The sequence below is a fragment of the Candidatus Phytoplasma pruni genome (assembly GCF_001277135.1).
Classification (GTDB): domain Bacteria; phylum Bacillota_I; class Bacilli_A; order Acholeplasmatales; family Acholeplasmataceae; genus Phytoplasma; species Phytoplasma pruni.
The window spans coordinates 15,821-38,825 of the sequence record NZ_LHCF01000006.1; the positions used below are offsets into that span (position 1 = coordinate 15,821).

General features: G+C 27.6%; 29 protein-coding genes and 2 pseudogenes. 2 read left to right on the forward strand and 29 right to left on the reverse strand.

Features of this window, described 5'->3' with window-relative positions; all coding sequences use genetic code 11:
* The 29 genes and pseudogenes from rplF to CPX_RS01540 all read right to left on the reverse strand — a co-directional run bounded on the left by rplF (position 1) and on the right by CPX_RS01540 (position 19,669).
* Positions 1-543 carry a 50S ribosomal protein L6 gene (gene rplF / locus CPX_RS01410; RefSeq protein WP_053521439.1) on the reverse strand — a complete coding sequence of 181 codons (543 nt, stop codon included), beginning with the start codon at positions 541-543 and terminating at the stop codon, positions 1-3.
* A gap of 17 nt (positions 544-560) precedes the next feature.
* On the reverse strand, positions 561-941 hold the full coding sequence (rpsH, locus tag CPX_RS01415; RefSeq protein WP_017191999.1) for a 30S ribosomal protein S8: 381 nt from the start codon (positions 939-941) through the stop codon (positions 561-563).
* A 21-nt stretch (positions 942-962) separates the two neighbouring features.
* Complete coding sequence (gene rpsN, locus CPX_RS01420; RefSeq protein WP_017192000.1) at positions 963-1,232, reverse strand: 30S ribosomal protein S14; 270 nt, start codon at positions 1,230-1,232, stop codon at positions 963-965.
* Between the two features lie 12 nt (positions 1,233-1,244).
* A complete protein-coding gene (gene rplE, locus CPX_RS01425; protein ID WP_053521440.1) occupies positions 1,245-1,790 on the reverse strand; it encodes a 50S ribosomal protein L5 in 546 nt (181 codons plus the stop codon).
* 15 nt (positions 1,791-1,805) lie between these two features.
* A complete protein-coding gene (gene rplX, locus CPX_RS01430; protein ID WP_017192002.1) occupies positions 1,806-2,153 on the reverse strand; it encodes a 50S ribosomal protein L24 in 348 nt (115 codons plus the stop codon).
* 12 nt (positions 2,154-2,165) lie between these two features.
* Entirely contained in the window at positions 2,166-2,546 is a 381-nt protein-coding gene (rplN, locus tag CPX_RS01435) for a 50S ribosomal protein L14 (RefSeq protein WP_017192003.1), read from the reverse strand.
* On the reverse strand, positions 2,543-2,815 hold the full coding sequence (gene rpsQ, locus CPX_RS01440) for a 30S ribosomal protein S17 (protein WP_026072016.1): 273 nt from the start codon (positions 2,813-2,815) through the stop codon (positions 2,543-2,545). The genes rplN and rpsQ overlap by 4 nt, the downstream gene beginning before the upstream one ends.
* A gap of 91 nt (positions 2,816-2,906) precedes the next feature.
* Positions 2,907-3,263 (reverse strand): 50S ribosomal protein L29, encoded by a 357-nt coding sequence (gene rpmC, locus CPX_RS01445; RefSeq protein WP_053521441.1) that lies wholly within the window; start codon positions 3,261-3,263, stop codon positions 2,907-2,909.
* Entirely contained in the window at positions 3,263-3,682 is a 420-nt protein-coding gene (rplP, locus tag CPX_RS01450; protein WP_017192006.1) for a 50S ribosomal protein L16, read from the reverse strand. The genes rpmC and rplP overlap by 1 nt, the downstream gene beginning before the upstream one ends.
* Before the next feature lie 22 nt (positions 3,683-3,704).
* Positions 3,705-4,541, reverse strand: a complete 837-nt coding sequence (gene rpsC / locus CPX_RS01455; protein ID WP_053521442.1) for a 30S ribosomal protein S3 — start codon at positions 4,539-4,541, stop codon at positions 3,705-3,707.
* The gene (gene rplV, locus CPX_RS01460; RefSeq protein WP_053521443.1) at positions 4,525-4,944 is read right to left on the reverse strand and encodes a 50S ribosomal protein L22; all 420 of its coding nucleotides are present in this window, start codon (positions 4,942-4,944) and stop codon (positions 4,525-4,527) included. The genes rpsC and rplV overlap by 17 nt, the downstream gene beginning before the upstream one ends.
* Before the next feature lie 20 nt (positions 4,945-4,964).
* Positions 4,965-5,246 (reverse strand): 30S ribosomal protein S19, encoded by a 282-nt coding sequence (gene rpsS, locus CPX_RS01465; RefSeq protein WP_017192009.1) that lies wholly within the window; start codon positions 5,244-5,246, stop codon positions 4,965-4,967.
* Positions 5,247-5,263: 17 nt separating this feature from the next.
* A pseudogene (gene rplB, locus CPX_RS01470) lies at positions 5,264-6,093 on the reverse strand (50S ribosomal protein L2).
* 51 nt (positions 6,094-6,144) lie between these two features.
* Positions 6,145-6,443, reverse strand: a pseudogene (rplW, locus tag CPX_RS01475) (50S ribosomal protein L23).
* Positions 6,436-7,065 carry a 50S ribosomal protein L4 gene (gene rplD, locus CPX_RS01480; protein ID WP_017192012.1) on the reverse strand — a complete coding sequence of 210 codons (630 nt, stop codon included), beginning with the start codon at positions 7,063-7,065 and terminating at the stop codon, positions 6,436-6,438. Before rplD ends, rplW begins: the two are co-directional and overlap by 8 nt.
* Positions 7,058-7,717, reverse strand: a complete 660-nt coding sequence (rplC, locus tag CPX_RS01485; protein ID WP_053521444.1) for a 50S ribosomal protein L3 — start codon at positions 7,715-7,717, stop codon at positions 7,058-7,060. Before rplC ends, rplD begins: the two co-directional genes overlap by 8 nt.
* Positions 7,718-7,774: 57 nt before the next feature.
* Positions 7,775-8,089 (reverse strand): 30S ribosomal protein S10, encoded by a 315-nt coding sequence (gene rpsJ / locus CPX_RS01490; protein ID WP_017191823.1) that lies wholly within the window; start codon positions 8,087-8,089, stop codon positions 7,775-7,777.
* A 343-nt stretch (positions 8,090-8,432) separates the two neighbouring features.
* A complete protein-coding gene (gene rsmH, locus CPX_RS01495; protein WP_053521445.1) occupies positions 8,433-9,398 on the reverse strand; it encodes a 16S rRNA (cytosine(1402)-N(4))-methyltransferase RsmH in 966 nt (321 codons plus the stop codon).
* 4 nt (positions 9,399-9,402) lie between these two features.
* Complete coding sequence (gene rpoZ, locus CPX_RS01500) at positions 9,403-9,621, reverse strand: DNA-directed RNA polymerase subunit omega (RefSeq protein ID WP_053521446.1); 219 nt, start codon at positions 9,619-9,621, stop codon at positions 9,403-9,405.
* Between the two features lie 8 nt (positions 9,622-9,629).
* The gene (gene gmk / locus CPX_RS01505; protein ID WP_053521447.1) at positions 9,630-10,262 is read right to left on the reverse strand and encodes a guanylate kinase; all 633 of its coding nucleotides are present in this window, start codon (positions 10,260-10,262) and stop codon (positions 9,630-9,632) included.
* A 36-nt stretch (positions 10,263-10,298) separates the two neighbouring features.
* On the reverse strand, positions 10,299-12,776 hold the full coding sequence (gene leuS, locus CPX_RS01510; protein ID WP_053521448.1) for a leucine--tRNA ligase: 2,478 nt from the start codon (positions 12,774-12,776) through the stop codon (positions 10,299-10,301).
* 36 nt (positions 12,777-12,812) lie between these two features.
* Entirely contained in the window at positions 12,813-13,043 is a 231-nt protein-coding gene (locus CPX_RS01515; protein WP_053521449.1) for an acyl carrier protein, read from the reverse strand.
* A 271-nt stretch (positions 13,044-13,314) separates the two neighbouring features.
* On the reverse strand, positions 13,315-14,172 hold the full coding sequence (locus CPX_RS01520; protein WP_053521450.1) for a DegV family protein: 858 nt from the start codon (positions 14,170-14,172) through the stop codon (positions 13,315-13,317).
* Between the two features lie 41 nt (positions 14,173-14,213).
* A complete protein-coding gene (locus tag CPX_RS01525; RefSeq protein WP_053521451.1) occupies positions 14,214-14,981 on the reverse strand; it encodes a diadenylate cyclase in 768 nt (255 codons plus the stop codon).
* A 34-nt stretch (positions 14,982-15,015) separates the two neighbouring features.
* Positions 15,016-17,100, reverse strand: a complete 2,085-nt coding sequence (mgtA, locus tag CPX_RS01530) for a magnesium-translocating P-type ATPase (protein ID WP_235443201.1) — start codon at positions 17,098-17,100, stop codon at positions 15,016-15,018.
* The gene (locus tag CPX_RS03255; protein ID WP_235443202.1) at positions 17,066-17,449 is read right to left on the reverse strand and encodes a P-type ATPase actuator domain-containing protein; all 384 of its coding nucleotides are present in this window, start codon (positions 17,447-17,449) and stop codon (positions 17,066-17,068) included. Before CPX_RS03255 ends, mgtA begins: the two co-directional genes overlap by 35 nt.
* Positions 17,450-17,454: 5 nt before the next feature.
* The gene (locus tag CPX_RS03260; protein WP_235443203.1) at positions 17,455-17,682 is read right to left on the reverse strand and encodes a cation-transporting P-type ATPase; all 228 of its coding nucleotides are present in this window, start codon (positions 17,680-17,682) and stop codon (positions 17,455-17,457) included.
* Between the two features lie 172 nt (positions 17,683-17,854).
* Positions 17,855-18,460 carry a 30S ribosomal protein S4 gene (rpsD, locus tag CPX_RS01535; protein ID WP_053521452.1) on the reverse strand — a complete coding sequence of 202 codons (606 nt, stop codon included), beginning with the start codon at positions 18,458-18,460 and terminating at the stop codon, positions 17,855-17,857.
* Positions 18,461-19,021: 561 nt separating this feature from the next.
* Positions 19,022-19,669, reverse strand: coding sequence for a hypothetical protein (locus tag CPX_RS01540; protein ID WP_053521453.1), 648 nt, complete (start codon positions 19,667-19,669; stop codon positions 19,022-19,024).
* Between the two features lie 1,459 nt (positions 19,670-21,128).
* Between CPX_RS01540 and CPX_RS01545 the strand changes: the two genes are divergently transcribed.
* The gene (locus CPX_RS01545) at positions 21,129-21,482 is read left to right on the forward strand and encodes a Panacea domain-containing protein (protein ID WP_235443204.1); all 354 of its coding nucleotides are present in this window, start codon (positions 21,129-21,131) and stop codon (positions 21,480-21,482) included.
* Between the two features lie 787 nt (positions 21,483-22,269).
* Positions 22,270-22,932, forward strand: a complete 663-nt coding sequence (locus CPX_RS01550; RefSeq protein WP_053521454.1) for an adenylate kinase — start codon at positions 22,270-22,272, stop codon at positions 22,930-22,932.
* Positions 22,933-23,005 lie beyond the last annotated feature (73 nt).

Genomic DNA, 23,005 nt, shown 5'->3' on the forward strand with positions numbered 1-23,005 from the left:
TTATTTTTTAGCACTCTTACCAGCTTTTCGATGAATATATTGACCAACATAACGTATCCCTTTGCCTTTGTAAGGTTCTGGTTTGGATAATTTGGCATTTTTAGCAGCGAATTCGCCTACAAATTGTTTATCTACGCCTTTAACGGTAATTTCTGTGTTTTTAACGATTGTTACTTCTAAACCGGCAGGGATATTCATAACGATCGGATGTGAAAAACCTAAATTAAAAGTTAAAGTTGAGTCTTTCTTTTGAACGTTATAACCTAAACCAACGATTTCCATTTGTTTAACAAAAAATTGATCTAAACCGGTAATCATATTATTTAATAAAGCTCTTGTAGTGCCGTGAATTTTTTTCATAAAAATTTTATCGTTAGGTCTTTTTACAGAAATTAAATTATCTTTATAATCGATTTTTAAAGATGGATTAAATTGATATTCTAATTGTCCTTTAGAAGATTTAACTGTAATAAAATTGTTATCTTGAATGTCCACTTCTACACCTTTAGGAACTGTAATAACTTTATTTCCTACTCGTGACATGTCTTTCTCCTTAATAGTTACCAAATATAAGCTAAAACTTTGCCACCAATTTGAGATGATAAAGCTTCGTGATCAGTTAAAATTCCTTTAGAAGTAGATATTAAAGCCACTCCTAATCCGCTTAAGACTCTAGGAATTTCATCAACGCCAACATATTTAGAAACTCTTTTTAAACCTTTGATAGTTCTTTCTTTTGTTTCGAAATTATATTTTAATTGGATAATAATGTTTCTTTTAGTTATATCTAAATTAAAATCTTTAATAAAACCTTCTTTTTTAATAACTTCTAACATTTTAATTTTTAACTTAGAAGCCGGAACTAAAACTTTTGCGTGACGCATCGTATTAGCGTTGCGGATTCTTGTTAATAAATCAGCAATAGGGTCTGTCATAACCATATTTGTGTTCTCCTTTTTTTATTACCAACTAGCTTTTTTAATGCCAGGAATTTCGCCTTTATGAGCTAATTCACGAAATTTAATTCTAGATAATCCGAATTTTCTCATATATCCTCTTGATCTACCATCGATCTGATCTATATTTTTAAGACGGACAGGGGAGGATTCCACAGGAAGACGAGATAAACCTTTATAATCTTTTTTTCGTTTTAACTCAAAACGTAAGTCTTTATATTTTAAAAATAAAGCTTTTTGTTTTTGGTTTTTCACTATTCTTGATTTTTTAGCCATAAAAACTCCATTTTATTTATTTTTTTGAAAAGGCATGCCGTGAAATTCTAATAATTTTCTAGCATCTTCATCGTTTTTTGCCGTAGTGACAATACAAATATCCATTCCAAAAATTTTTTTAACTTTATCAAAACTAATTTCTGGGAAAATAATTTGTTCTTTAATGCCAAGTGCGTAATTCCCTCTACCGTCAAAAGACTTAGTAGGAACTCCTCTAAAATATCTTACACGAGGTAATGCGATATGGATTAATTTGTTTAAAAAAGATTTTTGTTTGTTACCTCTTAAAGTAACTTTTAAACCGATTGGCATTCCTTCTCTTAACTTGAAGTTAGAGATAGATTTTTTAGCTTTAATAATAACAGGTCTTTGTCCGCTGATAGCAGTTAATTGTTCTGAAAATTCATCCAAAACTTTAATGTTAGCAACAGCTTCGCCTATCCCTACATTGATCACTATTTTGTCTATTTTAGGAACTTGCATTACTGATTTAAAATTAAAAATTTCTTTTAAAGCCAAAAACGAATTATTTTCAGTATAATTATTCTCTTTTTTCATTTATTCAAACCTTCTTTATTTAGAAATATCTAAAGTAGTGCCTGATTTTTTTGCATAACGTACTTTTTTACCTGACTCAAAACGGTAACCAACACGTGTAGGCACGTTTTTAACAGGATCTATTACAGCAACATTAGAAACATGAATAGGCAATTCTTCTTTAACTATATTTCCTTTATTTTCGTTGTCTGAAGGAGTTTTATGTTTAGTAGCAATATTTATTCCTTCAACTAAAACTTTTTGTTCTTTAAAAAAAACTTTTACTACTTTTCCACTTTTAAAAGTTTTTTTATCTTTTTCATCAGTTGAAAAACGATCTTTTCCAACGATAATAGCAACTATATCTCCTACTTTAATATACATTCATCATACCCCTCATATTATAAATACTTCTTCAGCTAAAGAAAGAAATTTAGAAAAATTATTATCTCTTAACTTTTGATTTTTAACAACAGGTCCAAATATTCTTGTTCCTTTAAGCGTCATATCATCTTTAACAATAACAACTGCGTTATCATCGAATTTAATATAACTGCCGTCTTTGCCTTTTAAACCATGTTTAGTACGTAAAATTAAAGCTTTTGTAACTGTTCCTCTTTTAACTGCGCTAGAAGCGATAGTTTTTTTTACAGTTACTACGACTAAATCGCCTATATGAGCGTAACGTTTTTTACTTCCACCAGGAATGCCAATAACTAAAACCTCTTTAGCTCCACTATTATCTGCCACTACTAAACGAGTATTTTTTTGAATCATATTTGAGACTCCTTATTTTTGGCATTGACAACTTTGAATAAACGGAATTTTTTAGTTTTAGAAAGAGGTCTTGTTTCCATAAAATTAACTAAATCGCCTACTTTTGCAACTTCTTTTTCATCGTGAACATGAAATTTGTTAGTTTTTTTCACTCTTTTTTTATATAAAGGATCTTTTTTGTAAGTATCCACAGCAACAGTGATTGTTTTTTGCATTTTATCAGAAACAACTACGCCTGATAAAATCTTTCTAGAATTACGCATTGAAATCAACCTCCTTTTCTTTTTTTGAATTTTATTGAAATAAGGAATCTGCAAAAAAATTATATATTTATTTTTGCTTATCTGATTCTTTATTTTTTTATTCGTTTTCCACTTGTTCAGTTTCAACTTCTGTAGTTTCTGCTTTTTCAGTTTCTACCTTTGGAGTTTCCGCTTTGTCGTTTTCTAATGGATTATTTTGAATTGATTTTTGCTCTTCAACTGATGTTTTAGACTCTTTTGGTTTGTTCTCGACAACTACATCGTGAGATAACTTTCTTTCGTTTAAAATTGTTTTCATTTGTGCAATTATGATTCTTATTTTACGCACGCGAGAAGTATTTTTTGTTTTAGATAATTCTAATTGTAATTTAGTGTCAAATAATTCTTTTTTAAAATGAAGAATTTTAGCATTTAATTCTTCGTTTGTCATTTTGCGAACGTCTTTGATTTTCATTATTCTTGACCTCTTTTAACGATTTTAGTTTTAATAGGTAATTTATGAGATGCAAGCCTTAGAGCTTCTTTTTCTGTTTTTTCTAAATTATTAAGATCACTAACTTCAAAAAGTACTTTTCCTTTTTTAACGACCGCTACCCACAATTCAGGAGCACCTTTACCGGAACCCATTCGAACTTCTAAAGGCTTTCTAGTTAAAGATAAATGAGGGAAGATGTTTAACCAAACTTTACCTTCTCTTTTCATATGACGAGTCATAGCAATACGAGCAGATTCTATTTGTTGGCTAGTAATCCAAGCTCCTTCTTTTGCGATAAGACCATAATTGCCATTATTGATCTTATTTTTACCTTTAGATTTTCCTTCGTAACTTACACGATGTGGGCGACGGTATTTAGTTTTTTTTGGCATTAACATAATTATTTACTTCTTTCCCCATCTAGGACGTTATTTTTGTTTTAACATTTTTAGTATTGTTAACTTTTTTTAAAAATGGTTTTTTATTTTCAAATTTTGGTTTTCTATCAGAAAATTTATATCTTCTGTCGTCAAATTTTGGTTTTCTATCTTGAGGATTAACTCTTTTTTCATCATGTTGAGAAACTAATAATTTTCTAGTATCTTCGATAGTTTGTTTAGGTAAAACTTCGCCATGATAAATCCATACTTTAACGCCTAAAACGCCATAAGTAGTGTGAGCTTCTTCAAAAGCATAATCGATATCCGCTCTTAGAGTATGAAGAGGAACAAGTCCTTTAGAAAGGGTTTCTTGTCTAGCTATTTCAGCACCTCCTAAACGACCAGAAATAATAATTTTAACACCTTTAACGCCTGTTTTTAAAACCTTTTGCACTGTCATTTTTTGAGCAGCTCGGAAAAAAGCTCTTTGTTCTAATTGGATAGCTAAATTTTGTGCTACCAATATAGCCACTTTATCAGGGTTTTTAATTTCTAAGACGTTTAAAATAATATCTTTTTTAATCAATTTTGTGATTTTTTCAACTAATTTATTTTTTTCTTTGTTTTCATGTCCAACAACTATGCCTGATTTTGAAGTGTATAAAAAAATTTGGATTTGTTCTTTGTTGGATTTTTTAAAACGTTGAATTTCAATACGGGAAATAGTTGCTTTAGGATAATGGTTATTAATTAAATTTCTGATTTGATAATCTTCAAGAATTAAATTAGGAACTTGTTTGTCTTCGGCGTGCCATTTGGAATCCCAATTTCTAATTATTCCTAATCTTAAACCGGTTGGACTACTCTTTTGACCCATTTTCAACTATCTCCTTTCCTTCTATTTGTTGGATGGCTGATTGCTTTTTAACTATTTTCTTTTCTTCTACCGTTTTGGAAGAAACAACTATTGTAATATGAGAAGTTCTTTTCTTAATTTTATCAGTTTTCCCTTTAGCTCTTGGTAATAAACGAGTTAAACGAAGACCTTCATTAACAAAAATTTCTTTCACGTATAATTCTTCTTCTTTAAGGCTAAAATTATGAACAGCGTTGGCAACAGCACTTTTTAAAAGCTTTGAAACGATTGGAGATGCTGCTTTTGGAGTAAACATCAAAATTGCTTGTGCTTCTCTGACATGTTTGCCACGGATTAAATCCGCTACTAAACGTGTTTTTCTAGGAGCAACAGACATCTGATTTGCAATAGATTTTACATTCATATGTTTAATGCCTTTCTAAATTATTTTTTTTGAATTTTTTTATCTTTTTTAGCATGTCCACGAAAAGTACGAGTTGGAGAAAATTCACCTAATTTGTGCCCCACCATATCTTCTGTAATGGAAGAAATAACGTATTCTCTTCCGTTATAAACAGCGATTTTGTGACCGATAAATTCTGGTAAAATAGTGGATCTACGTGAACGCGTTTGAATAACTTTTTTATTTTTTGTTGCGTTCTGTTTTAGTACTTTTGCTAATAATTGTTCATCATAAAAAGGACCTTTTTTAATCGAACGAGCCATAAATTTACCTCTTTATTTTATTTCTTACGACGTTTTAAAATTAAACTATTAGAAAATTTATTTTTTTACGTGTTTTAACTCCACGAGCTTTTTTACCCCAAGGAGTCATAGGCGACTTACGTCCAATAGGAGCACGACCTTCTCCTCCACCATGAGGGTGATCGTTAGGATTCATTGCAGCACCTCTAATAGTTGGTCTGATAGATAAATAACGCGTTTTTCCTGCTTTACCGTTTCTAATCAACTTATAAGTTTCATTCCCTATAACGCCGATAGTGGCTCTACAAGTGGATAAAACTTGCCTAATCTCTCCAGAAGGCAAACTAAGAACAACATATTTTTCTTCTTTTTTAACGATTTGCACAGAAGTTCCCGCGCCGCGTGCTAATTGTCCGCCTTTACCAGGTTTTAACTCAATATTATGCACGAAAGAACCAGCAGGAATATTTTTTAATGGTAAAGTATTACCTACTTTAATTTCAGCATTAGAACCAGCAGAAATCTCAGTTCCTACAGTTAAACCTTTAGGAGCTAAAATATATCTTTTTTCTCCGTCTTTATAATGGATTAAAGAAATATTAGCGTTACGATTTGGATCATATTCAACAGTAGCAACTTTGCCAACTATATTGTCTTTATTACGTTTAAAATCAATAATACGATATTTTTGTTTTACTCCGCCGCCATGATGCCTTACAGTAATTTTTCCTTGATTATTTCTTCCGCCTGTAATTTTTTTAGAACGTAATAAGCTTTTTTCAGGTTCGGAAGTAGTGATATCGTCAAAACTTTGCAGCCTCATATTACGACTACCATTAGATATAGGTTTATATTTTTTAATAGACATACAATGGATAACCTTTCTTTAATTTTTAAAAAAAATTAATCTTTTATTTTTTTATTTTGAATCAGAATCGCTAAAAATGTCTATTCTTTGACCAGGAACTAATTTAATGATAGCTTTTTTATAAGATGCCGTATAACCTTGGTATTTACCTTTTTTTTGTATTTAGGTAAAACGTTACTAGTACGTACAGCTAAAACTTTAACATTAAAAATGTTTTCAACAGCTTTTTTAATTTCTATTTTATTAGCTCTTTTATCCACTTTAAAAGTGTATTCGTTTTGTAATTCTAATTTTTTATTAGTAGCTTCAGTGATAACGGGAGTTTTAAGCCATTCATAATATTTAATCATTGTTTAAAACCTCCTCAAAATGAGCAATAGCACCTTTAGTTACAAATAAACATTTAGCGTTCAAGATTTGATAAACACTTACATGAGAAACGCTTTCTAAAGTTACTTGAGGTAAATTATTAGTAGAACGCATTAAATTTTCAGTTATTTCTGTAACTATTACTAAAACTTTTTCTGTAATTTGTAAATTTTTTAAAATTTTTTGAAATTCTTTAGTTTTTGATGTTTCTAATTTTAAAGATTCAACTACGGTTAAGTTATTGTTTTGAGTTTGCAATGACAAAGCGGAATTTAAAGCTAATCTTCTAACTTTCCAATTCATTTTAAAATCATAATCTCTTGGTTTCGGACCAAAAGCAACTCCACCTTTTCTCCACAAAGGAGAACGATTCGTACCTTGACGAGAATTACCTGTGCCTTTTTGAGCCCAAGGTTTTCTTCCTCCGCCGGAAACTGCAGATCTATTTTTAGTTGAATGAGTTCCTTGACGCATTGCTGCTCTTTGTTTGTTGACAACATCATATAAAACTTGTTGGTTAGGTTTTATACCGAAAACTTGGTCTAATAAAACAATTTCTGAACTCATTTTACCATTTTGATCAAAAACATTACATTTAGGCATTTGGATTCTCCCTTGTCATTTTTTTAACAGCAGTTTTAATTATTAAGAAACCTTTTTTAGGACCTGGAACATTGCCTTTAATTAAAAATAATTTTTTATCAGAAACAACAGAAACTATTTTTAAATTTTGAACAGTAACTGTTTCACAACCCATGTGTCCAGGTAATTTTTTGCCTGTAATATTACCTTTAATAGGTCCCATTGAACCAGGTCTTCTGTGGTATCTAGAACCGTGACTCTCAGGCCCTCTACTTTGGTTGTGTCTTTTGATTGAACCAGCAAAACCTTTACCTTTGCTAACTCCTACAACATCAACGATTTCTCCTGTTTGGAAAATATCTTGTGTTAATGTTTGTCCTACTTCTAAAGAAGTTAGTTCGTTTTTAAAGTCAGGTAAAAAAGATAACTCTCTAACGAAATACTTAGGAGTAGTTCTGGCTTTACCAAAATGACCGATAAGTGGTTTTGTGGACGATTTTTCTTTTTTAGAAGCGAATCCTAATTGAGTAGCTCGATAGCCATCTTTTTCTATAGTTTTTTGTTGTAAAACAACATTATCAGAAACATCCACAACAGTAACAGGGATTGCAAATCCTTGTTCATTAAAAATTTGAGTCATCCCTAATTTTCTTCCCAAAATTCCTTTAGCCATTTTGTTCCCCTTTCTTAAAATTATCAAAATAATTTTTTTCTTTTTTTAATTATTTATTTATTTTTTTAAATAAATATTTACTGAATATGGTAAATTAATGTGCATTAAAGCATCGATTGTTTTAGCATTCGGATTAATAATTTGAATTAAACGTTTGTGAGTAGAACGACCAAATTGTTCTCTACTATCTTTATTTACAAAAGGTGAACGTAAAACAGTAAAAACCTCGTTTTTAGTTGGAAGAGGTATTGGACCTTTTATCTGAGCTCCTGTTTTGGAAATACTAGTGATAATTTTTTTTGCTGCTTGATCTATCAAATGATGATCGTAAGTTTTTAAAAGAATTTTAACAACTTCTTGTTCTTGAGCCACTGTTCTTATTCTCCTTTCTTGATTTTGATAATGACAATAACTTCCCAAATATATTTTTTTATAAAACAAATATTTTTTTAATATTATAAATAGTTAGTTTTTATAAAAATAAAATATTTTATATTATTTCAAAACGTTTCTTTTTTAAAATAATATAAAATGTTATAAAATTTAAATAATTTTTATTATATCATAACTAAAAAAACAAGCATTTTTATTATATATTAAATTTAAATTTATTGCAAATAAAAAGATGTTTTTATTATAAAAATAATGTTTTTTTTAAAAAACAAATACTTTATTGTCCTAAAGGCAATTAAAATATTTAGTTTTTTAAAAAAATTTAAATATTTTTAACAGCTGCTCTTAATTTTGCCGAACGACTGCGAAGATTTAATTTTAATTCTTCCTCACTAGGACAAATAATTTTTTTAGTTATAATTTTCAAAGGAGAAGGAGGAATGTCTTTTTCTTTAATAGGCAAGTTAGGAAAAAAATGAGTATGACTGTTTTTTTTAAAAAAGTTTTTAACCAAACGATCTTCTAAAGAATTAAAACTAATCACTACCATTTTACCATTTGTTTTCAATAATTGAAGACCTTGTTGCAAAGCTTTTGTTAAAACTTGCAATTCTTGATTGACTTCCATCCTTAAAGCTTGAAAAACTCTTTTAGCGCTATGACCTCTTTTTTTCTTTTTACCATAAGAAAAATAAAATTTATCAGTAATTTCTACCAATTCTAAAGTATTTTTTAAAGGTCGTCTTTTAAAGATTTCTTTTGCTATTAAAGTTGATTTAGGTTCCTCGCCATAAATAAAAAAGATATCTCTCAACTGTTCATAACTGTAAGTATTAATAATAGTTTGAGCCGATTGGCTTTGGTTGCGATTCATTCTCATATCTAAAGAAGAATCTTTTAAATAACTAAAACCTCTTTGAGGATCATCAATTTGAAAAGAAGACAAACCTAAATCAAAAATAATACCATCAATAGCATTGATATTTCTTTTTGCCAATTCTTCTTTTAAAAAAGAAAAATTATTATGAATTAAAGTAATTCTTTTTTCTTCTTTAAAAATTTCTTGACATTGAGAAATAGCGAATAAATCTTGATCAAAAGCATATAAAGAACCTTCAGAGAGTTTTTGCAAAATAGCTGAACTATGCCCTCCTCCGCCTAAAGTGGCATCAACATAAATGCCTTGAGGATTAATATCTAAATATTGGATTACTTCCTTTGTGAGAACAGGAATGTGAATATCTGGCATCACTTGTTTAGTTCCTTTTTCGTCTTGGGCCATAACCATTTTTTTATTTAAAAACTATTTTAAAATTATCGTTAATAATTTCCGATAAAGCTTTGCTGACGATTTTTTTACTAGAAAGTTTGACAGAAGATAAAATATTGTTTTTCTCTATCACGTGAGCTATTTTACCAGATAAAAAAGCTAATTTATATTTAGAATCAATTCTTTTTAATAATTCATCAATAGAAGGATAATTAATGCCTTCGTTTTTATCTTTTAACATATTCTTTTTCAACCTTTTTTATTTAAAATTTCTGTTAAATAAAAAGAAATACTGTTTTTAACTTTAGAATGTTCAGCAATGATGATCGAAATGATTTTATCAACAGCTTTATCAATATCATCATTAACTACGATATAATCATATTTATAAGCTAATAAAAACTCTTGATCTGCTTTATCCATTCTTTGACGGATAATCTCTTCAGATTCTGTATTTCTTTTCTTTAAACGATTGTATAAAGTTTGTTTTGTAGGAGGAACAATGAAAATAAAAATAGCGTCTTTGCTAATTTTATGTTTTCTAATTTGTAAAGAACCTTGTACATCGATTTCTAAGATAACTTCTTTACCTTCTTCAACTTGATCTAAAACTTTTTCATAAGGTGTTCCATAATAATTACCGATAAACTTATTATGTTCTAAAAAATATTTTTCTTTAATTTTTTGTTGGAAAAACGCTTGATCAACGAAAAAGTAATCTTTTCCTTCTATTTCCCCTTTCCTAGGGGCTCTTGTTGTCATGGAAGAAGAATAGACAAAATTATGACCTTCTTTTTTCAACAAAGCCTTTGTAAGAGTACCTTTTCCAACTCCTGATGGACCTGAAATTACTATAACTAATCCTTTTTTATGTAATCTCATATTTGCCATATTCTTTCTAAATAATTTTTATACATTTTAACACCTTGAATCAAAACAAACAACCAAATTCAATAATTTATTTGGAACATAAATAGTTTTAACAATTTTGCTTTTTTCCACTAAGTTAGCGATTTTGTTATCTTTCAATACTAATTCTAAAATAGCTTTTTTTTCTTGATCTTTATCAGCTTTTATTTTAGTTTTAACTTTACCATTAATTTGAACCACAATATCTACCGTATCAGCAGTTAATAATGTTTCATCATAAGTAGGCCATTGAGAATAAACCAATTCTTCTGAATATTCTAAAACTGTTTGGTTTAATTCTTCTGTTAAATGAGGCGCTAAGGGGTTTAACAATTGTAAAAAGATTTTCATTTGTTTTTGATCTATTTTTTGATGTTTATAAGCTTCATTAACAAAAATCATCAACTGACTAACGACTTTATTAAATTTTAAATTTTCATAATCTTCTGTAACTGTTTTAATCGTTTGATTCATTATTTTCTTTAAAGGGGTAAATTCTTGCGAAACAACTTCAAATGAATCAAACATGTTATAAACACGATTTAAAAACCTTTGTACCCCTTTTAAACCTTGTTCGGACCAACTTTTACTATCTTCTAGAGGTCCCATAAACATCATATAAATTCTTAAAACATCAGAACCATATTTTTCTAAAATCAAAGAAGCGTTAACAGCGTTTTCTTTAGATTTGCTCATTTTCAAATTATCATGACCTAAAATCATGCCTTGATTAACTAATTTTAAAAAAGGTTCTTTGCTGGAAACCAAACCTAAATCAAATAAAAATTTATGCCAAAAACGGGAATATAATAAATGTCCTACCGCGTGTTCTGTTCCGCCAATATAAAAATCAACTGGCAAAAAATAATCTAATAATTCTTTTGCTTTATCGGTGTTTAAAGGAATCATACCTAAATAATTTTTTAAAATATAACCGATGTAATACCAAGAACTGCCGGCTAACTGAGGCATGGTATTAGAATCTCTTCTAAATTTTTTACCATCTTTTTCAAAATATATCCAAGAGGAAATATTAGATAAAGGCGATGTTCCGTCACCAGAAACAACAATCTTTTCCACTGAAGGCAATTCTAACGGTAACTCCGCATCAGAATTTAAATAAATATTATCGTTTTCATCATAATAAACAGGGAAAGGTTCGCCCCAATATCTTTGACGAGAAAAGACCCAATCATGCATCTGATATGTAAAATTAACTTGTCCCCAATTATTTTTTTGAGCCACAGCGATAATTTTACTATTCGCTTCTTCATAATTAAGACCGTTTAAAACATCACTATTAATAAAAATACCGTCTTCTACCTTAATTTCTTTTTCTTCTTGAAGTTCTTTCTTTTCAGAAGGAGAAATCTGGGTTTCTTCAGGTAATTTAGCAATAGGGATCATTTCTAAATCATATTTACGAGCGAATTCAAAATCTCTACTATCATGATAAGGAACGGCCATAATGGCTCCCGTACCGTAATGAGGCAAAACATAATCAGCGATCCAAATAGGGATCTTTTTTTGGTTAGCAAAGTTAATAGCATAACTGCCTATAAAAACTCCAGTTTTTTCTTTATTAATATCTCGCTCTAAATTAGTTTTACGTTTAGTACGTTTAACGTATTCATCTATTTCATTCCAACGATCTGGAGTAGTTAATTCAGCTACTAAAGGATGTTCTGGGGCTAAGAATAAGGCTGTTACTCCGAAAATAGTACTAGGTTTAGTGGTAAAAACTGATATCTTTTTTTCCTTGACATCTACTAAAGAAAAAACGAAAATAAAACCTTCTTTTTTGCCAATCCAGTTTTTCTGCATTTCCTTTAATTGAGGTGACCATTCTAATAAGTCTAAGTCATCTAAAAGTCTTTCAGCATAATCAGTAATTTTTAAAACCCATTGTTTCATCTTCTTTTTGACTACCGGATGAGACCCTCTTTCAGAGACTAAACCATCTTCAGTAGGAACAACTTCTTCGTTTGCCAAAACAGTCCCTAATTCTTCGCAAAAATTAACTTCTATCTCTTGTAAAGAAGCAAGATTTTTTTCATAAAGTTTTTTAAAAATCCATTGAGTCCATTGGTAAAAATAAGGTTCGGAAGTAGATAATTCTCTCTCCCAATCAACCCCTTTGCCTAATTTCTCTATTTGTTTTTTAAAATTATTGATGTTTTCGTAAGTGAAATCTTTAGGATGATTACCAGTATTTAAAGCATATTGTTCAGCTGGTAAACCAAAAGAATCCCAACCAAAAGGATGCAATACATTATATTGCTGCATCCTTTTTAGCCTATTAACGATATCACTAGCAGTATAACCTTCAATATGACCCACATGCAACCCTTGCGAAGAAGGATAAGGGAACATATCTAAACAATAAAATTTCGGCTTTGTTAAATCTTCACTAGTTTTAAAAGTTTTGTTTTTTGTCCAGTTTAGTTGCCATTTAGATTCAATTTTTTCGAAATCATAACACAACATAAAAAACCCCTTAATATTTAATTTTGACTAATTGTATTATTTAGATGAATTCAGTTCAACAAAATCACAAACTTCTTGAACAGTTTTAAACTGTTGTAAAGCCTCATCGCTAATTTTAATATTAAAAATTTGTTCTAATTTAAATACTAAGTTAATAGCATCAATAGAGTCAATCCCTAAATCTTCTTTTAATCTAGTTTCCAACATAATTTTTTCCTTAGGAATGAATAATTGTTCGGAAATTATTTCTTGAATCTTCGTTAACATCTTTATATCCTCGATTAATATATTATTTTAATACTTAAAAAATTTATACAAATCATATAAGAATATTATATATCATATATGATTAAAAATACCGAAATAAACATATTTTTATTTTAATAAAAAATAATTTATTTTTCATTCAAAATAAATTATTTTTTTAAAACAATCCGATAAAAAGGTTTTAGATTGTTAAAAAATAAAAAAGGTTTAAACTGCAAATAAGTATTAATCTGTCTTATCTGTCTTTTGAAAAAAGATCTTTTATATGTAATTATCCTTTATTTATGTAAATGCCGAAAGCTCTTGAACCAAGGTGAGTAGAAACGATAGGAGACATTTGACCGTATACTGATAATTTAACTTTAGGATTGTTCAAATTTTCTATTTCTTTGATGAATTCATTTACAATAACGTGATTTTCAACATAAATAATTTGAATATCTACTGCGCCTTCTTCTTCTTTTAATTGAAGGGCATATTTTAATAAATATCTAAAACAACTTTTCCAAGTACGGACATTTTTTTCTAAAGAAAAAAAACCTTGTTTCATTTTTAAAATGGTTTTCATCTTAAACAAACTACCTAAAAAAGATTTGAATTTACTAATTTTTTTATTGGCTGCTAGATATTTCAATTCATCTAAAGAAAAAAAAATGCTGCCTTTTTTTTGTTCTACAACTACTTTTTCAAATATTTCTTCATTAGTTAATACATTTTCGTTTAAATAATGATGAACTCTGGATAGAGTGAAATAGGTGCCTGGTCCAACGCTTTCTGTATCAATAACGATAATGCGGTCATCGCCTAAAATTTGTTTAGCTTTAAGAGCACTATTGTGGGTGCCGCTGAATTGTTTTGATAAAGTAAGACAAAGTATTTTCTCATATCCTAAATCAATTTGTTCTTGATAAGCTTTAACAAAAGCTTGTGGATTAGGTTGACTGGTAGTTACTTTAGTCCCTTGATGCAATAATTTCAATAACTTTTGGTTATCAAAGTCTTTATCGCTAAAAACTTTATTATCGTGCATAATAGTCATATGAACGACACTAAGATCAGAGAAAAGGCTTCTTCCAAAATCTCCTCCAATAGTGGATTCAACCACAATTCCTAATTTTCTTTTATTCATATTAACGTTTTCCTTATTTCTATTGAAAAATATAAATATGTTTAAAGCATAAACATAGATAAGTATTCTTGAATTTTATTTTTATCATTGGTTTTTAACATGATACCTTCTAAAGCAATTGAAATATCGCCTGTTTCTTCAGAAACGACAATCGTCATACTATCGGTTTTTTCGCTAATGCCTAAAGCTGCTCGGTGTCTTGAACCAGTAATTTTTTCAAAATGTTGATTATCAGATAACATAAAATAAGTTCCAGCTGATAAAATTTTATTTCCTCTAATGATAACGGCTCCATCGTGCAAAGGCGTATTAATGTTAAAAATATTTAACAATAGTTCTTTAGTAACGTTTCCGTCGATTAAAATAGATTTTTGTGCAAATTGTTCTAAAGAGTGGTACTTTTCAATAGTAATCAAAGCGCCTGTTTTTCTTTTGGATAATTCTAAAACACTATCTAAAATATTTTTTTGAGTATTTTTACTCCCCATAACAACGTTTTTTCTACTTTTCCAAGATTTAGAAAGAGCTTGTAGATGGTATCTTAAATAAGGGGCTTTAACGACTATAGGAGCGATAAAAACAAAAGTTAATAAAGGTGTATAAATATCAAAACCTAATTTTTCTTTTAAATCAATACCATTTAAATTCAATAATTTATTAATAAAATAAACACAATTGGTTCCTAAAAAAAAAGAATAAATTATTTTGGTTAATTCATATTTGCTGAAAAAAATTTGTAAAGACAAAACACAAAAAACACAAAAAATAATAATATATAATAATATTTTTAAAACATACGGAATTGACATAAGCAAATACCTCTAAAGCCAAATATTATCATTTTTATAATAATTCTTGGTTTTTTCTAATAAAAATTTTTTTAACGATTGATAAAACAAAACCATAAAGCGTTAACGAAACTGCTAATAAAACAATGTATTTAAGAGTGAAAGGATTTTCAAAATTTAATGATTTGTTCAAAACAGGGATGAATGGTAAGAAAAGGGCGAAAGTTCCGCCAACAATAGAAAACCAAAACATCATGCGAGATTTTTTTAAACTTTGCCAAAACTTATCATTTCTTAAACAATAAATAGTGAAATATTGAGTCCAAATAGAAAAGATAAACCATCTAGTTTGAAATAAACTAATTTTTTCTGCCTCATAATCTTTTAATTTTGAACTTTCTATAAAATATAAACCAAAAGAAAATAAAACATCAAAAGCAAAAGCTAAAACTCCAAAAACCATCATAAAACGGATAATATTTTTAAAATTCCACTGACGAGGTTTGTTTAAATTTTTTTCTTCTACATGATCAAAAGGCAAAGCTAAACAAGAAAAATCATAAATTAAATTTAAAAATAAAATTTGAATAGGCAATAAAGGGACAAAAGGCAAACAAAAAGAAGCCACTAAAATACTTAAAATATTGCCAAAATTAGCCGCTAAGGTTAATTTAATGTATTTTATCATGTTCGTATAAGATCTACGACCTTCTAAAATACCATTTTCTAACACTTTTAAGTCTTTTTCTAAAAGAATAATATCAGCGGACTCTTTCGCTATATCTACGCCTGAATCGACCGATATCGCTAAATTAGCGTATTTCATAGCAGCAGCATCATTAATACCATCTCCCATATAACCCACAACATTGCCTTTTTGTTTAAAAACAGAAACAATTCTGGCTTTTTGTTCTGGATTTAATTTAGCGAAAATATTAATCTTTTGGGTTTTTTGATACAAGGTCTCATCATCCATTTGATCTACATCAGTTCCTAATAAAAAATCTTGGTTAGCGATATTTATTTGGGAAGCGACGATTTTAGATAAAATTTCGTTATCACCAGTTAAAATTTTAACTTCTACATTATGTTTTTTCAAAGAAGCTATTGCTTCAATAGCACTTTTTTTCGGAGGGTCTAATAAAGTTAAAAAACCAATCATAACCATGTCTGCTTCTTTTTTAGAATCAGCTAGATTATTGTTATCAATTCTTTTGTAAGCTACACCCATCACGCGAAAAACTTGATTATTGTAAAAACTAGTTTTTTCTAAAATTTTTTCTTTATCAATTTGAATAATTTTAGTTTCTTTAGTTTGAGGATCAGTAATTTCCATATAAGAACAAATATTTAACATTTCTTCGATGGCGCCTTTAGTGATAATAGTTGTTTCCTTCTTTTTATCAACCACAATGACGCTCATAATTCTTCTTTTAAAATCAAAAGGAATTTCATCAATTTTAGTAAATTCTTGTTCAATATTTTGAAAAAAAACTTTTTCCTCTTTTTTTTGTTTCATTTTGTCAATAATCGAAGCATCAATCAAATTTTTTAAACCTGTTTGAAAAAAACTATTTAAATAAGCGTATTTTAATACTCTATTATTAATGTTATTGTTGATATCTAAAAAATTATCAATAATGATTTTATCCTCAGTTAAAGTACCTGTTTTGTCAGTAAATAAAACATTCATAGCACCAAAATCTTGAATAGAATATAAATTTTTGACAATCACTTTTTGTTTTGATAAAGCTACCATACCAATGAAAAAAGAAGTAGTCGCTATTAAAGGTAACATTTCAGGTGTTAAACCTAAAACCGTACTTAAAGCGAAAGGTAAAACTTCCCAAAATTTAAAATCGTCAGGCGCTTTAATGAAATTTAAAAAGACAATAGAAGGTAAAACAATAAAAATAGAAACTGTTATTATTTTAGCAATCGAATTAATGCCTTTTTGTAAAGTTGAAAGTGGCTTATCTTTAATCGCTATTTGGTTTATTTGGCCCAAATACGTTTTATTTCCGATAGAGATAACAATCCCTTGAGCATAACCAGAAACAACAGTTGTACCCATGAAAACAAGTTTTTTGTCTTCTAAAATATTATTATATTTTTCCAAACAAAAAGCTTTTTTTTTCAATAGAATCAGATTCTCCGGTTAAAGTGGTTTCTTTAACGAAAAAATCTTTTGTTTCAAATAATTTAATATCCGCAGGTATAATATCGCCGGCTGATAAACAAATGATATCGCCCACCACTACCTCATCTAACGGTATTTCTATAATTTGGTTCTCTCTTTTAACAGATGTTGTAGTTTGAATAATTTTTTTGAATTTTTCAGAAACATTGGAAAATTTAGCTTCTTGCATAAAATTCATTATATTAGAAACTAAAAGAACTAACGAAATAATAATAAAAGTTGAAAATTCTTTTTCCCCTTCTGAAGCAAGGTAAACGTCTTTACAAAAAGAAAAAACAATTAAAAACAATAAAATCATATTAAAAGGGTTGAAAAAAAGTTTGAATATTTTTTTTGTCCAAGATTTTTTTTTTTAGCAAAAATGTTTTGACCGTATTTTTTTCTTCTTTGAATAATTTCCTCCGAAGAAAGACCTTGGGAATTAGTTTTTAAAAGTGCAAAAGTTTGTTCAATATTTTGAGCGCTAATATATTTCAAATTCGGTAAATGATTTAAAAAATATTCATCAGATTTTTTTTTCATATTTTGCACTCCTTGGATAAAATGTTTATTAATAATATTAATAAATAAAAAAAGATATAAACAGAAATACAAAAAAATATTTAGATGAAAAAAGTCAAAATAATCATTCTTTAATTTATTAAAATCAAAAGATTAATAAATTAAAGATGGTTATTTAATATATTGATAAATTTTATCTGTTGTAAAATTCAACAATTAATTGTTCGTTAATTTCATGTAAAAATTCATTTCTTTGCGGATATCTAACGTATGTTCCCACTAATTCTTTGTTAACTGAAACATATTCAATTCTGCTGTTCTTATTGAATTCTAAAGCGTTTTTAACAATTTCTAATTCTTTAGATTTTTCTTTTAAAGAAACTTGTTGGCCTGGTTTTAAACGATAAGAACTAATATCAACTCTTTTAGCATCAACTAAAACATGACCGTGAGAAATTAATTGTCTTGCTTGTGATCTTGTTCTAGCAAAACCCATACGATAAACCATGTTATCTAAACGAGATTCTAGTAAAGTTAAAAACACTTCACCATGAACACCTTTAGATTTGCTAGCATTGTGGAAAATCTTTTTAAATTGTTTTTCCGAAACACCATATGTAAAACGGACTTTTTGTTTTTCTTGCAATTGAATACCGTAATCACTTAATTTGTTTTTACGTTTTTTTTGCTTACTAACTGCAAAACTTTCTTTTTTTCTAACTAACTCTTTACCAGTTTCTGATAAAGAATAATTAAGACGACGTGAAATTTTCCATGTTGGACCTATATAACGTGACATTGAACTTAAATCTCCTTACTTGATTTTATGAAGGCATTAAAGTTATGTTTACTTAAGATTAATAATCTACTGTAACTATTTTCCTTCTAAAACAGCAAAGAATTACTAATGCTTTTTATTAAAACATTGTCTAATAAAAAATAGAGATTAAGTCAACCAAAAATAAACACCTGTTTTACCATCTTCTATATTTTAAGTTAAAAAGAACAAATAGTCAAGTATTTTTTAACAAAATGATATTGATTTTCATAAAAAACTCAATAAAAAAGGTTTTTTATCAGTCAATAATTTTTTTCCTTCTTATTGTAAATGAATTGTTCCTATTCATAGTTTAATAAATTTTTTAAAAAGCGCATAATTTTCTCCAAAAATACCTTAAAAAGATTAATTAATTATCCAAAAGTTTGCGGCGAGGTTTTATGCCAATAAAAAATACCTTTTTCAGGGTTTTTTCTTTATTATTGTTTAAGTTTTGACGTCAATAAATTTATTGTGATCTTATAAAAAGTTTATTTCAAGAGAGATTTATTCGTTTAATACGGCAAAAAAGAATATCATAGTTCATTTTCTTCTTTTTTTAGGTCTTTTAAGGAAGAATATTTGCTCATCGTTTAATGTTTTATTTTTGAAAAAAATAGATAATAAAGATGTAGAGACGATAAAGATAGTGATAATTAATGCAAAGATAAAGAATTTAATCTTTTCAGTATTGAATTTTTTTAAAGCATCATAAGGAAATTTCTCGTCTCCAGAAGCAACACCTAAAATCATGCTTGTTACAAAATAAATTAAAGGATAAATGGAACCAATGTAAAATTGTTTTAATTTTAAAGAGGTTGTGTCGGCGGCAAAATAATAAATGATAAAAATCGGCATTAAAATATAATGTTCTAAAATAGCCACCAAATTAGAAAAACCTGGTTTATAATTAAAAAAACTTTGTTGACTGCCTTTGCCGATCGCATATAAAACCATCGTTAAAGTAGAATTAATAAAAGTGATAAAACTAAAATATTTATTATTTTCTTTTCCCGTCCAAAAAACGATAATAAAATAAATATTAACTAAAAAAACAGTTTGACGCGTGAATAAATACAAAGAAAAATAGTTTTGTTCTTTTAATTGTCCTTTAACCAATCCTAAAGCCAAAGTGGTTAAACTAAATGTATAAAGATAAAAATTTAATTTTTCTTTTTTAATTGTCATCATTTTTTTCTTCTCGTTTTCTTTTATAAGATGTTTATTCTTTTTGATTTTTTACCTTCAATAATAAAGGGTTAACATTCCTTAATCTCAACTATAAAAGTTTTTTTAAAGAGGAAGAATGAATTTATAATTTTATTGATTATTTATATTATACTACTTCTTTTTTCAAAAGTCAAAGAACAAAAGGTCATTTTCTTTATAAAAGTTTTGAGATATAAAAAAGATCCCTCAATAAGGGACTTTCGAAAAATAAATTTTTCTTATAAGCAATTATTATCGGTAATACTTATAAAGTATGAAAGACGTTATGTTTACGATAAGAATTGCAATTAATGATATAAAAAACTTTGGAACTCGTTCTTTTAAAACATTCTTTTTTTCTTGTGTTGTAATTTTGCCTATTTATAAGGGCAAAGTTTTTCCCCCAACACATAAAGAACAAAAAAAGCTTGAAAAATGGTAAAAAAGAATATTTAAAAACCAAGGAGCATTTTCAAAAAATTCAAAACCGAACAAAAAAGTCGATAAAAGGACTATTAAAACGTCGAAAAAAGTTCAATTTTATAAAAAAACTTTGTTTTTGTTTTGTTATTTGATTAATTATTTCTGTCAATACATTTATCCCAAAAAAGCTTTATTTTGAATAGCTGTTAAGTAATAACCAGTGCCGAAAAAAAACGTACCAACTAAAAATTAAAAATGGAAGCTGCGATAATACTGTCCCAACCTTACGAAACTTGAGGGCCGTGCAATCCAATATGCCTTCTCAAATTTAATTCTTTTTTATTGTCATTATATAAAAAAACATAACAAGAATATATCTTATCACGATAATTCTCGTTAAAGATTAAAAATAACAGAATTCACAAAATAGAAAAGACTGACCACGCGAAAAAAGACCTTTTTAAAGTCTTTTTGCGAAAAAGAAACTCTGCCTATTATTAACATTGACAAAGCAAAACCAATTAAAAAAAATTAACTTTAAGAGAAAATGAGTATCATTATTGTTAAATAATTTGCTAATTTTGTCTGGTATTTTTTCATTTTGATATCCTCATTATTATTATGACAATGTAATTACTTATATTATATATTCTTTTTTTGAACAGTAAAGGTTTCAAAGATATGTTAAATCATTAAGAATGCATGATATATGTGATATAGCCGATATTTTTCGTATTTATAAAATAAACGCAAAAAGAATGATTTATTACTAACTATTAGACGATAATTTTTTTAGGCATGGATGGCGCATCTTTGATGGAAAAAATGATTATCTTATCTTTATAAAAAAACATATAAACCATCTTCTCCTATTTTACTTCTTTTTATCAAGAAAAAAGTTGCGTTCCAATATAAATCATCCAATATAACCTAGAAGAACTAGAGAACGAATAAAAAAATTACGCCCGGCACAATAAAAACCCCAAATTTTTTATAAATTAATAAAAAATCATATATAATGATAAATAAAAAGGAGAAAAAAATACAAAAAAATCCCCCTAAAGGAGAGCACACTTTATCTTGCAAGACAAAAATCAATATTTTTAATATAGCGAATTACATTATTGAAAACAATATTTTTCCGGTTACACAAATGAAAATGAATAAAATGATTTATTACGCTTATGCTAAATCATTAGTTAAATACAACGAACCCCTTGTAACAGAAGAAATGCAAGCTTGGATTTATGAACCTGTTTTCCCTACCTTAACTAAGTTTTTAAAAAAAATTCACTTACCAACCAATACCCATCAATACCATAAAATGTGGAAAAGCCAGCAAATTAACCGCTCAACAAAAAACCATCATTGATGTTATTATCCAAAAATACGACAATAAAAAAGCAAGTTTTTTTATTTTATCAAACCCACAATGAATTGCCATGGTTAAACACTTATGACGAACACAAACTTTGATCAGAAAACATTATTAACAATGAAGATGTCAAAACCTATTTCCAACAAAATTTAGAAAAAGTGAGATTAAAAGAAAATACAAATGAAAAAGGTTCAAATTGAAAATATTTTTATAGTTTTTTACAAAAAAATACCTTATTAAGTGTTTTTACTTTAAATAATAAAAAAGCGAGAAAGGTTAAAACAGCAAAAGAAAGGATAACACTTCAAAAGATAAAAGAAAAAATATTATGAAACAATTATTAAGTCATTTTGTTTATCCAAATTTTAACTTCCTTGAATCATCTTTATTCCTTTTTCGACCTTTTTACAAAAAAAGAGAAATTTGATGTTGATAATGGCTCTTATCGATGTTATAATATTGTTTTAAAAAGATATTTTATTAATTTTTTTGAAATATTAAAAAATATTTATTTTTCTTTTTAATATTATTTTTTAGTTATTATTATAATTGTGAGCTAAAAAAATAAAGTTAATAAAAATATAAATTAATCTTTTTGCGAATTATTAACTACTAAAATTATATCAAATAAAATAATTTATATTTAAATTTATATTGATGAGTAAGTATCAAACATTATTATCCATTACCCATCAAAAGAAATATTTCTTTTCGATCTCTTATGGTAAAAAAAGATATCAATACCAATATGAATATAAAGACAAAATAAAAGAGGCAAAAAATGAATATAATATTAATAGGACCACCCACTACTGGTAAGGGGACGCAAGCTTCTGCTTTATCTAAACATTTCAATATTCCTCATATATCTACAGGAGATATATTTAGAAAACATTTTGTGTTAAAAACTAAATTAGGTAAATTAGCTAATTCTTATATCGAAAAAGGTTCTTTAGTGCCTGATGAAGTGACAAACGCTATGATAAGTGAACGCTTATCACAAAATGATGTTAAAAATGGTTTTGTTTTAGACGGTTTTCCTCGTAATTTATTTCAAGCTAAATTTTTAACTAAAGAATTTGAAGATAAAAAGATCATTTTAACTAAAGTTATTTACTTCAATTCTAGCGAAGAATGTTTAAAGCAAAGAATTTTAGGGAGAATTATTTGTCCTAAATGTGGAGAAATTTATCACTTGGTTACTAAAGTCCCTCAAAAAGCTAATTTATGCGACAAAGATAAAACGCCTTTAATTCGAAGAAAAGACGACAATTTAGAGACTTTCAATAAACGTTTAAATATTTACAAACAAGAAACTCTTCCTTTAGTGGAGTATTATCAAAAAGAAAACAAAATAATAGAAATTATCGTTAACGATCCTAAAATATCTATTAAAGATGTAACTCAATTATTATTAAAAAAATATCTCATCTTTAAAAGATAAAAAATCATCCATATAAAAATAAAAAAACAAATTATTTAATGAAAATTAAATAGTTTGTTTTTTTATTCATCCT

Bases quoted from the DNA above. Each gene is read 5' to 3' on its own strand.
- rplD (WP_017192012.1), bottom strand. From the start codon at position 7,065: ATGCCTAAATGTAATGTTTTTGATCAAAATGGTAAAATGAGTTCAGAA.
- rplV (WP_053521443.1), bottom strand. From the start codon at position 4,944: ATGAATGTAAAATCTATTGCAAATCAGATGTCTGTTGCTCCTAGAAAA.
- CPX_RS01515 (WP_053521449.1), bottom strand. From the start codon at position 13,043: ATGTTAACGAAGATTCAAGAAATAATTTCCGAACAATTATTCATTCCT.
- rplC (WP_053521444.1), bottom strand. From the start codon at position 7,717: ATGGCTAAAGGAATTTTGGGAAGAAAATTAGGGATGACTCAAATTTTT.
- CPX_RS01545 (WP_235443204.1), top strand. From the start codon at position 21,129: ATGATAAATAAAAAGGAGAAAAAAATACAAAAAAATCCCCCTAAAGGA.
- rsmH (WP_053521445.1), bottom strand. From the start codon at position 9,398: ATGGTTATGGCCCAAGACGAAAAAGGAACTAAACAAGTGATGCCAGAT.
- rpsC (WP_053521442.1), bottom strand. From the start codon at position 4,541: ATGGGTCAAAAGAGTAGTCCAACCGGTTTAAGATTAGGAATAATTAGA.
- rplF (WP_053521439.1), bottom strand. From the start codon at position 543: ATGTCACGAGTAGGAAATAAAGTTATTACAGTTCCTAAAGGTGTAGAA.
- rpoZ (WP_053521446.1), bottom strand. From the start codon at position 9,621: ATGTTAAAAGATAAAAACGAAGGCATTAATTATCCTTCTATTGATGAA.
- CPX_RS01540 (WP_053521453.1), bottom strand. From the start codon at position 19,669: ATGATGACAATTAAAAAAGAAAAATTAAATTTTTATCTTTATACATTT.
- CPX_RS01520 (WP_053521450.1), bottom strand. From the start codon at position 14,172: ATGAATAAAAGAAAATTAGGAATTGTGGTTGAATCCACTATTGGAGGA.
- CPX_RS01550 (WP_053521454.1), top strand. From the start codon at position 22,270: ATGAATATAATATTAATAGGACCACCCACTACTGGTAAGGGGACGCAA.
- rpsH (WP_017191999.1), bottom strand. From the start codon at position 941: ATGGTTATGACAGACCCTATTGCTGATTTATTAACAAGAATCCGCAAC.
- rpmC (WP_053521441.1), bottom strand. From the start codon at position 3,263: ATGAAAATCAAAGACGTTCGCAAAATGACAAACGAAGAATTAAATGCT.
- rpsD (WP_053521452.1), bottom strand. From the start codon at position 18,460: ATGTCACGTTATATAGGTCCAACATGGAAAATTTCACGTCGTCTTAAT.
- rplN (WP_017192003.1), bottom strand. From the start codon at position 2,546: ATGATTCAAAAAAATACTCGTTTAGTAGTGGCAGATAATAGTGGAGCT.
- rplP (WP_017192006.1), bottom strand. From the start codon at position 3,682: ATGTTAATGCCAAAAAAAACTAAATACCGTCGCCCACATCGTGTAAGT.
- rpsN (WP_017192000.1), bottom strand. From the start codon at position 1,232: ATGGCTAAAAAATCAAGAATAGTGAAAAACCAAAAACAAAAAGCTTTA.
- CPX_RS03260 (WP_235443203.1), bottom strand. From the start codon at position 17,682: ATGAAAAAAAAATCTGATGAATATTTTTTAAATCATTTACCGAATTTG.
- leuS (WP_053521448.1), bottom strand. From the start codon at position 12,776: ATGTTGTGTTATGATTTCGAAAAAATTGAATCTAAATGGCAACTAAAC.
- CPX_RS01525 (WP_053521451.1), bottom strand. From the start codon at position 14,981: ATGTCAATTCCGTATGTTTTAAAAATATTATTATATATTATTATTTTT.
- gmk (WP_053521447.1), bottom strand. From the start codon at position 10,262: ATGAGATTACATAAAAAAGGATTAGTTATAGTAATTTCAGGTCCATCA.
- rpsS (WP_017192009.1), bottom strand. From the start codon at position 5,246: ATGGCTCGTTCGATTAAAAAAGGTCCTTTTTATGATGAACAATTATTA.
- rplX (WP_017192002.1), bottom strand. From the start codon at position 2,153: ATGTATATTAAAGTAGGAGATATAGTTGCTATTATCGTTGGAAAAGAT.
- rplE (WP_053521440.1), bottom strand. From the start codon at position 1,790: ATGAAAAAAGAGAATAATTATACTGAAAATAATTCGTTTTTGGCTTTA.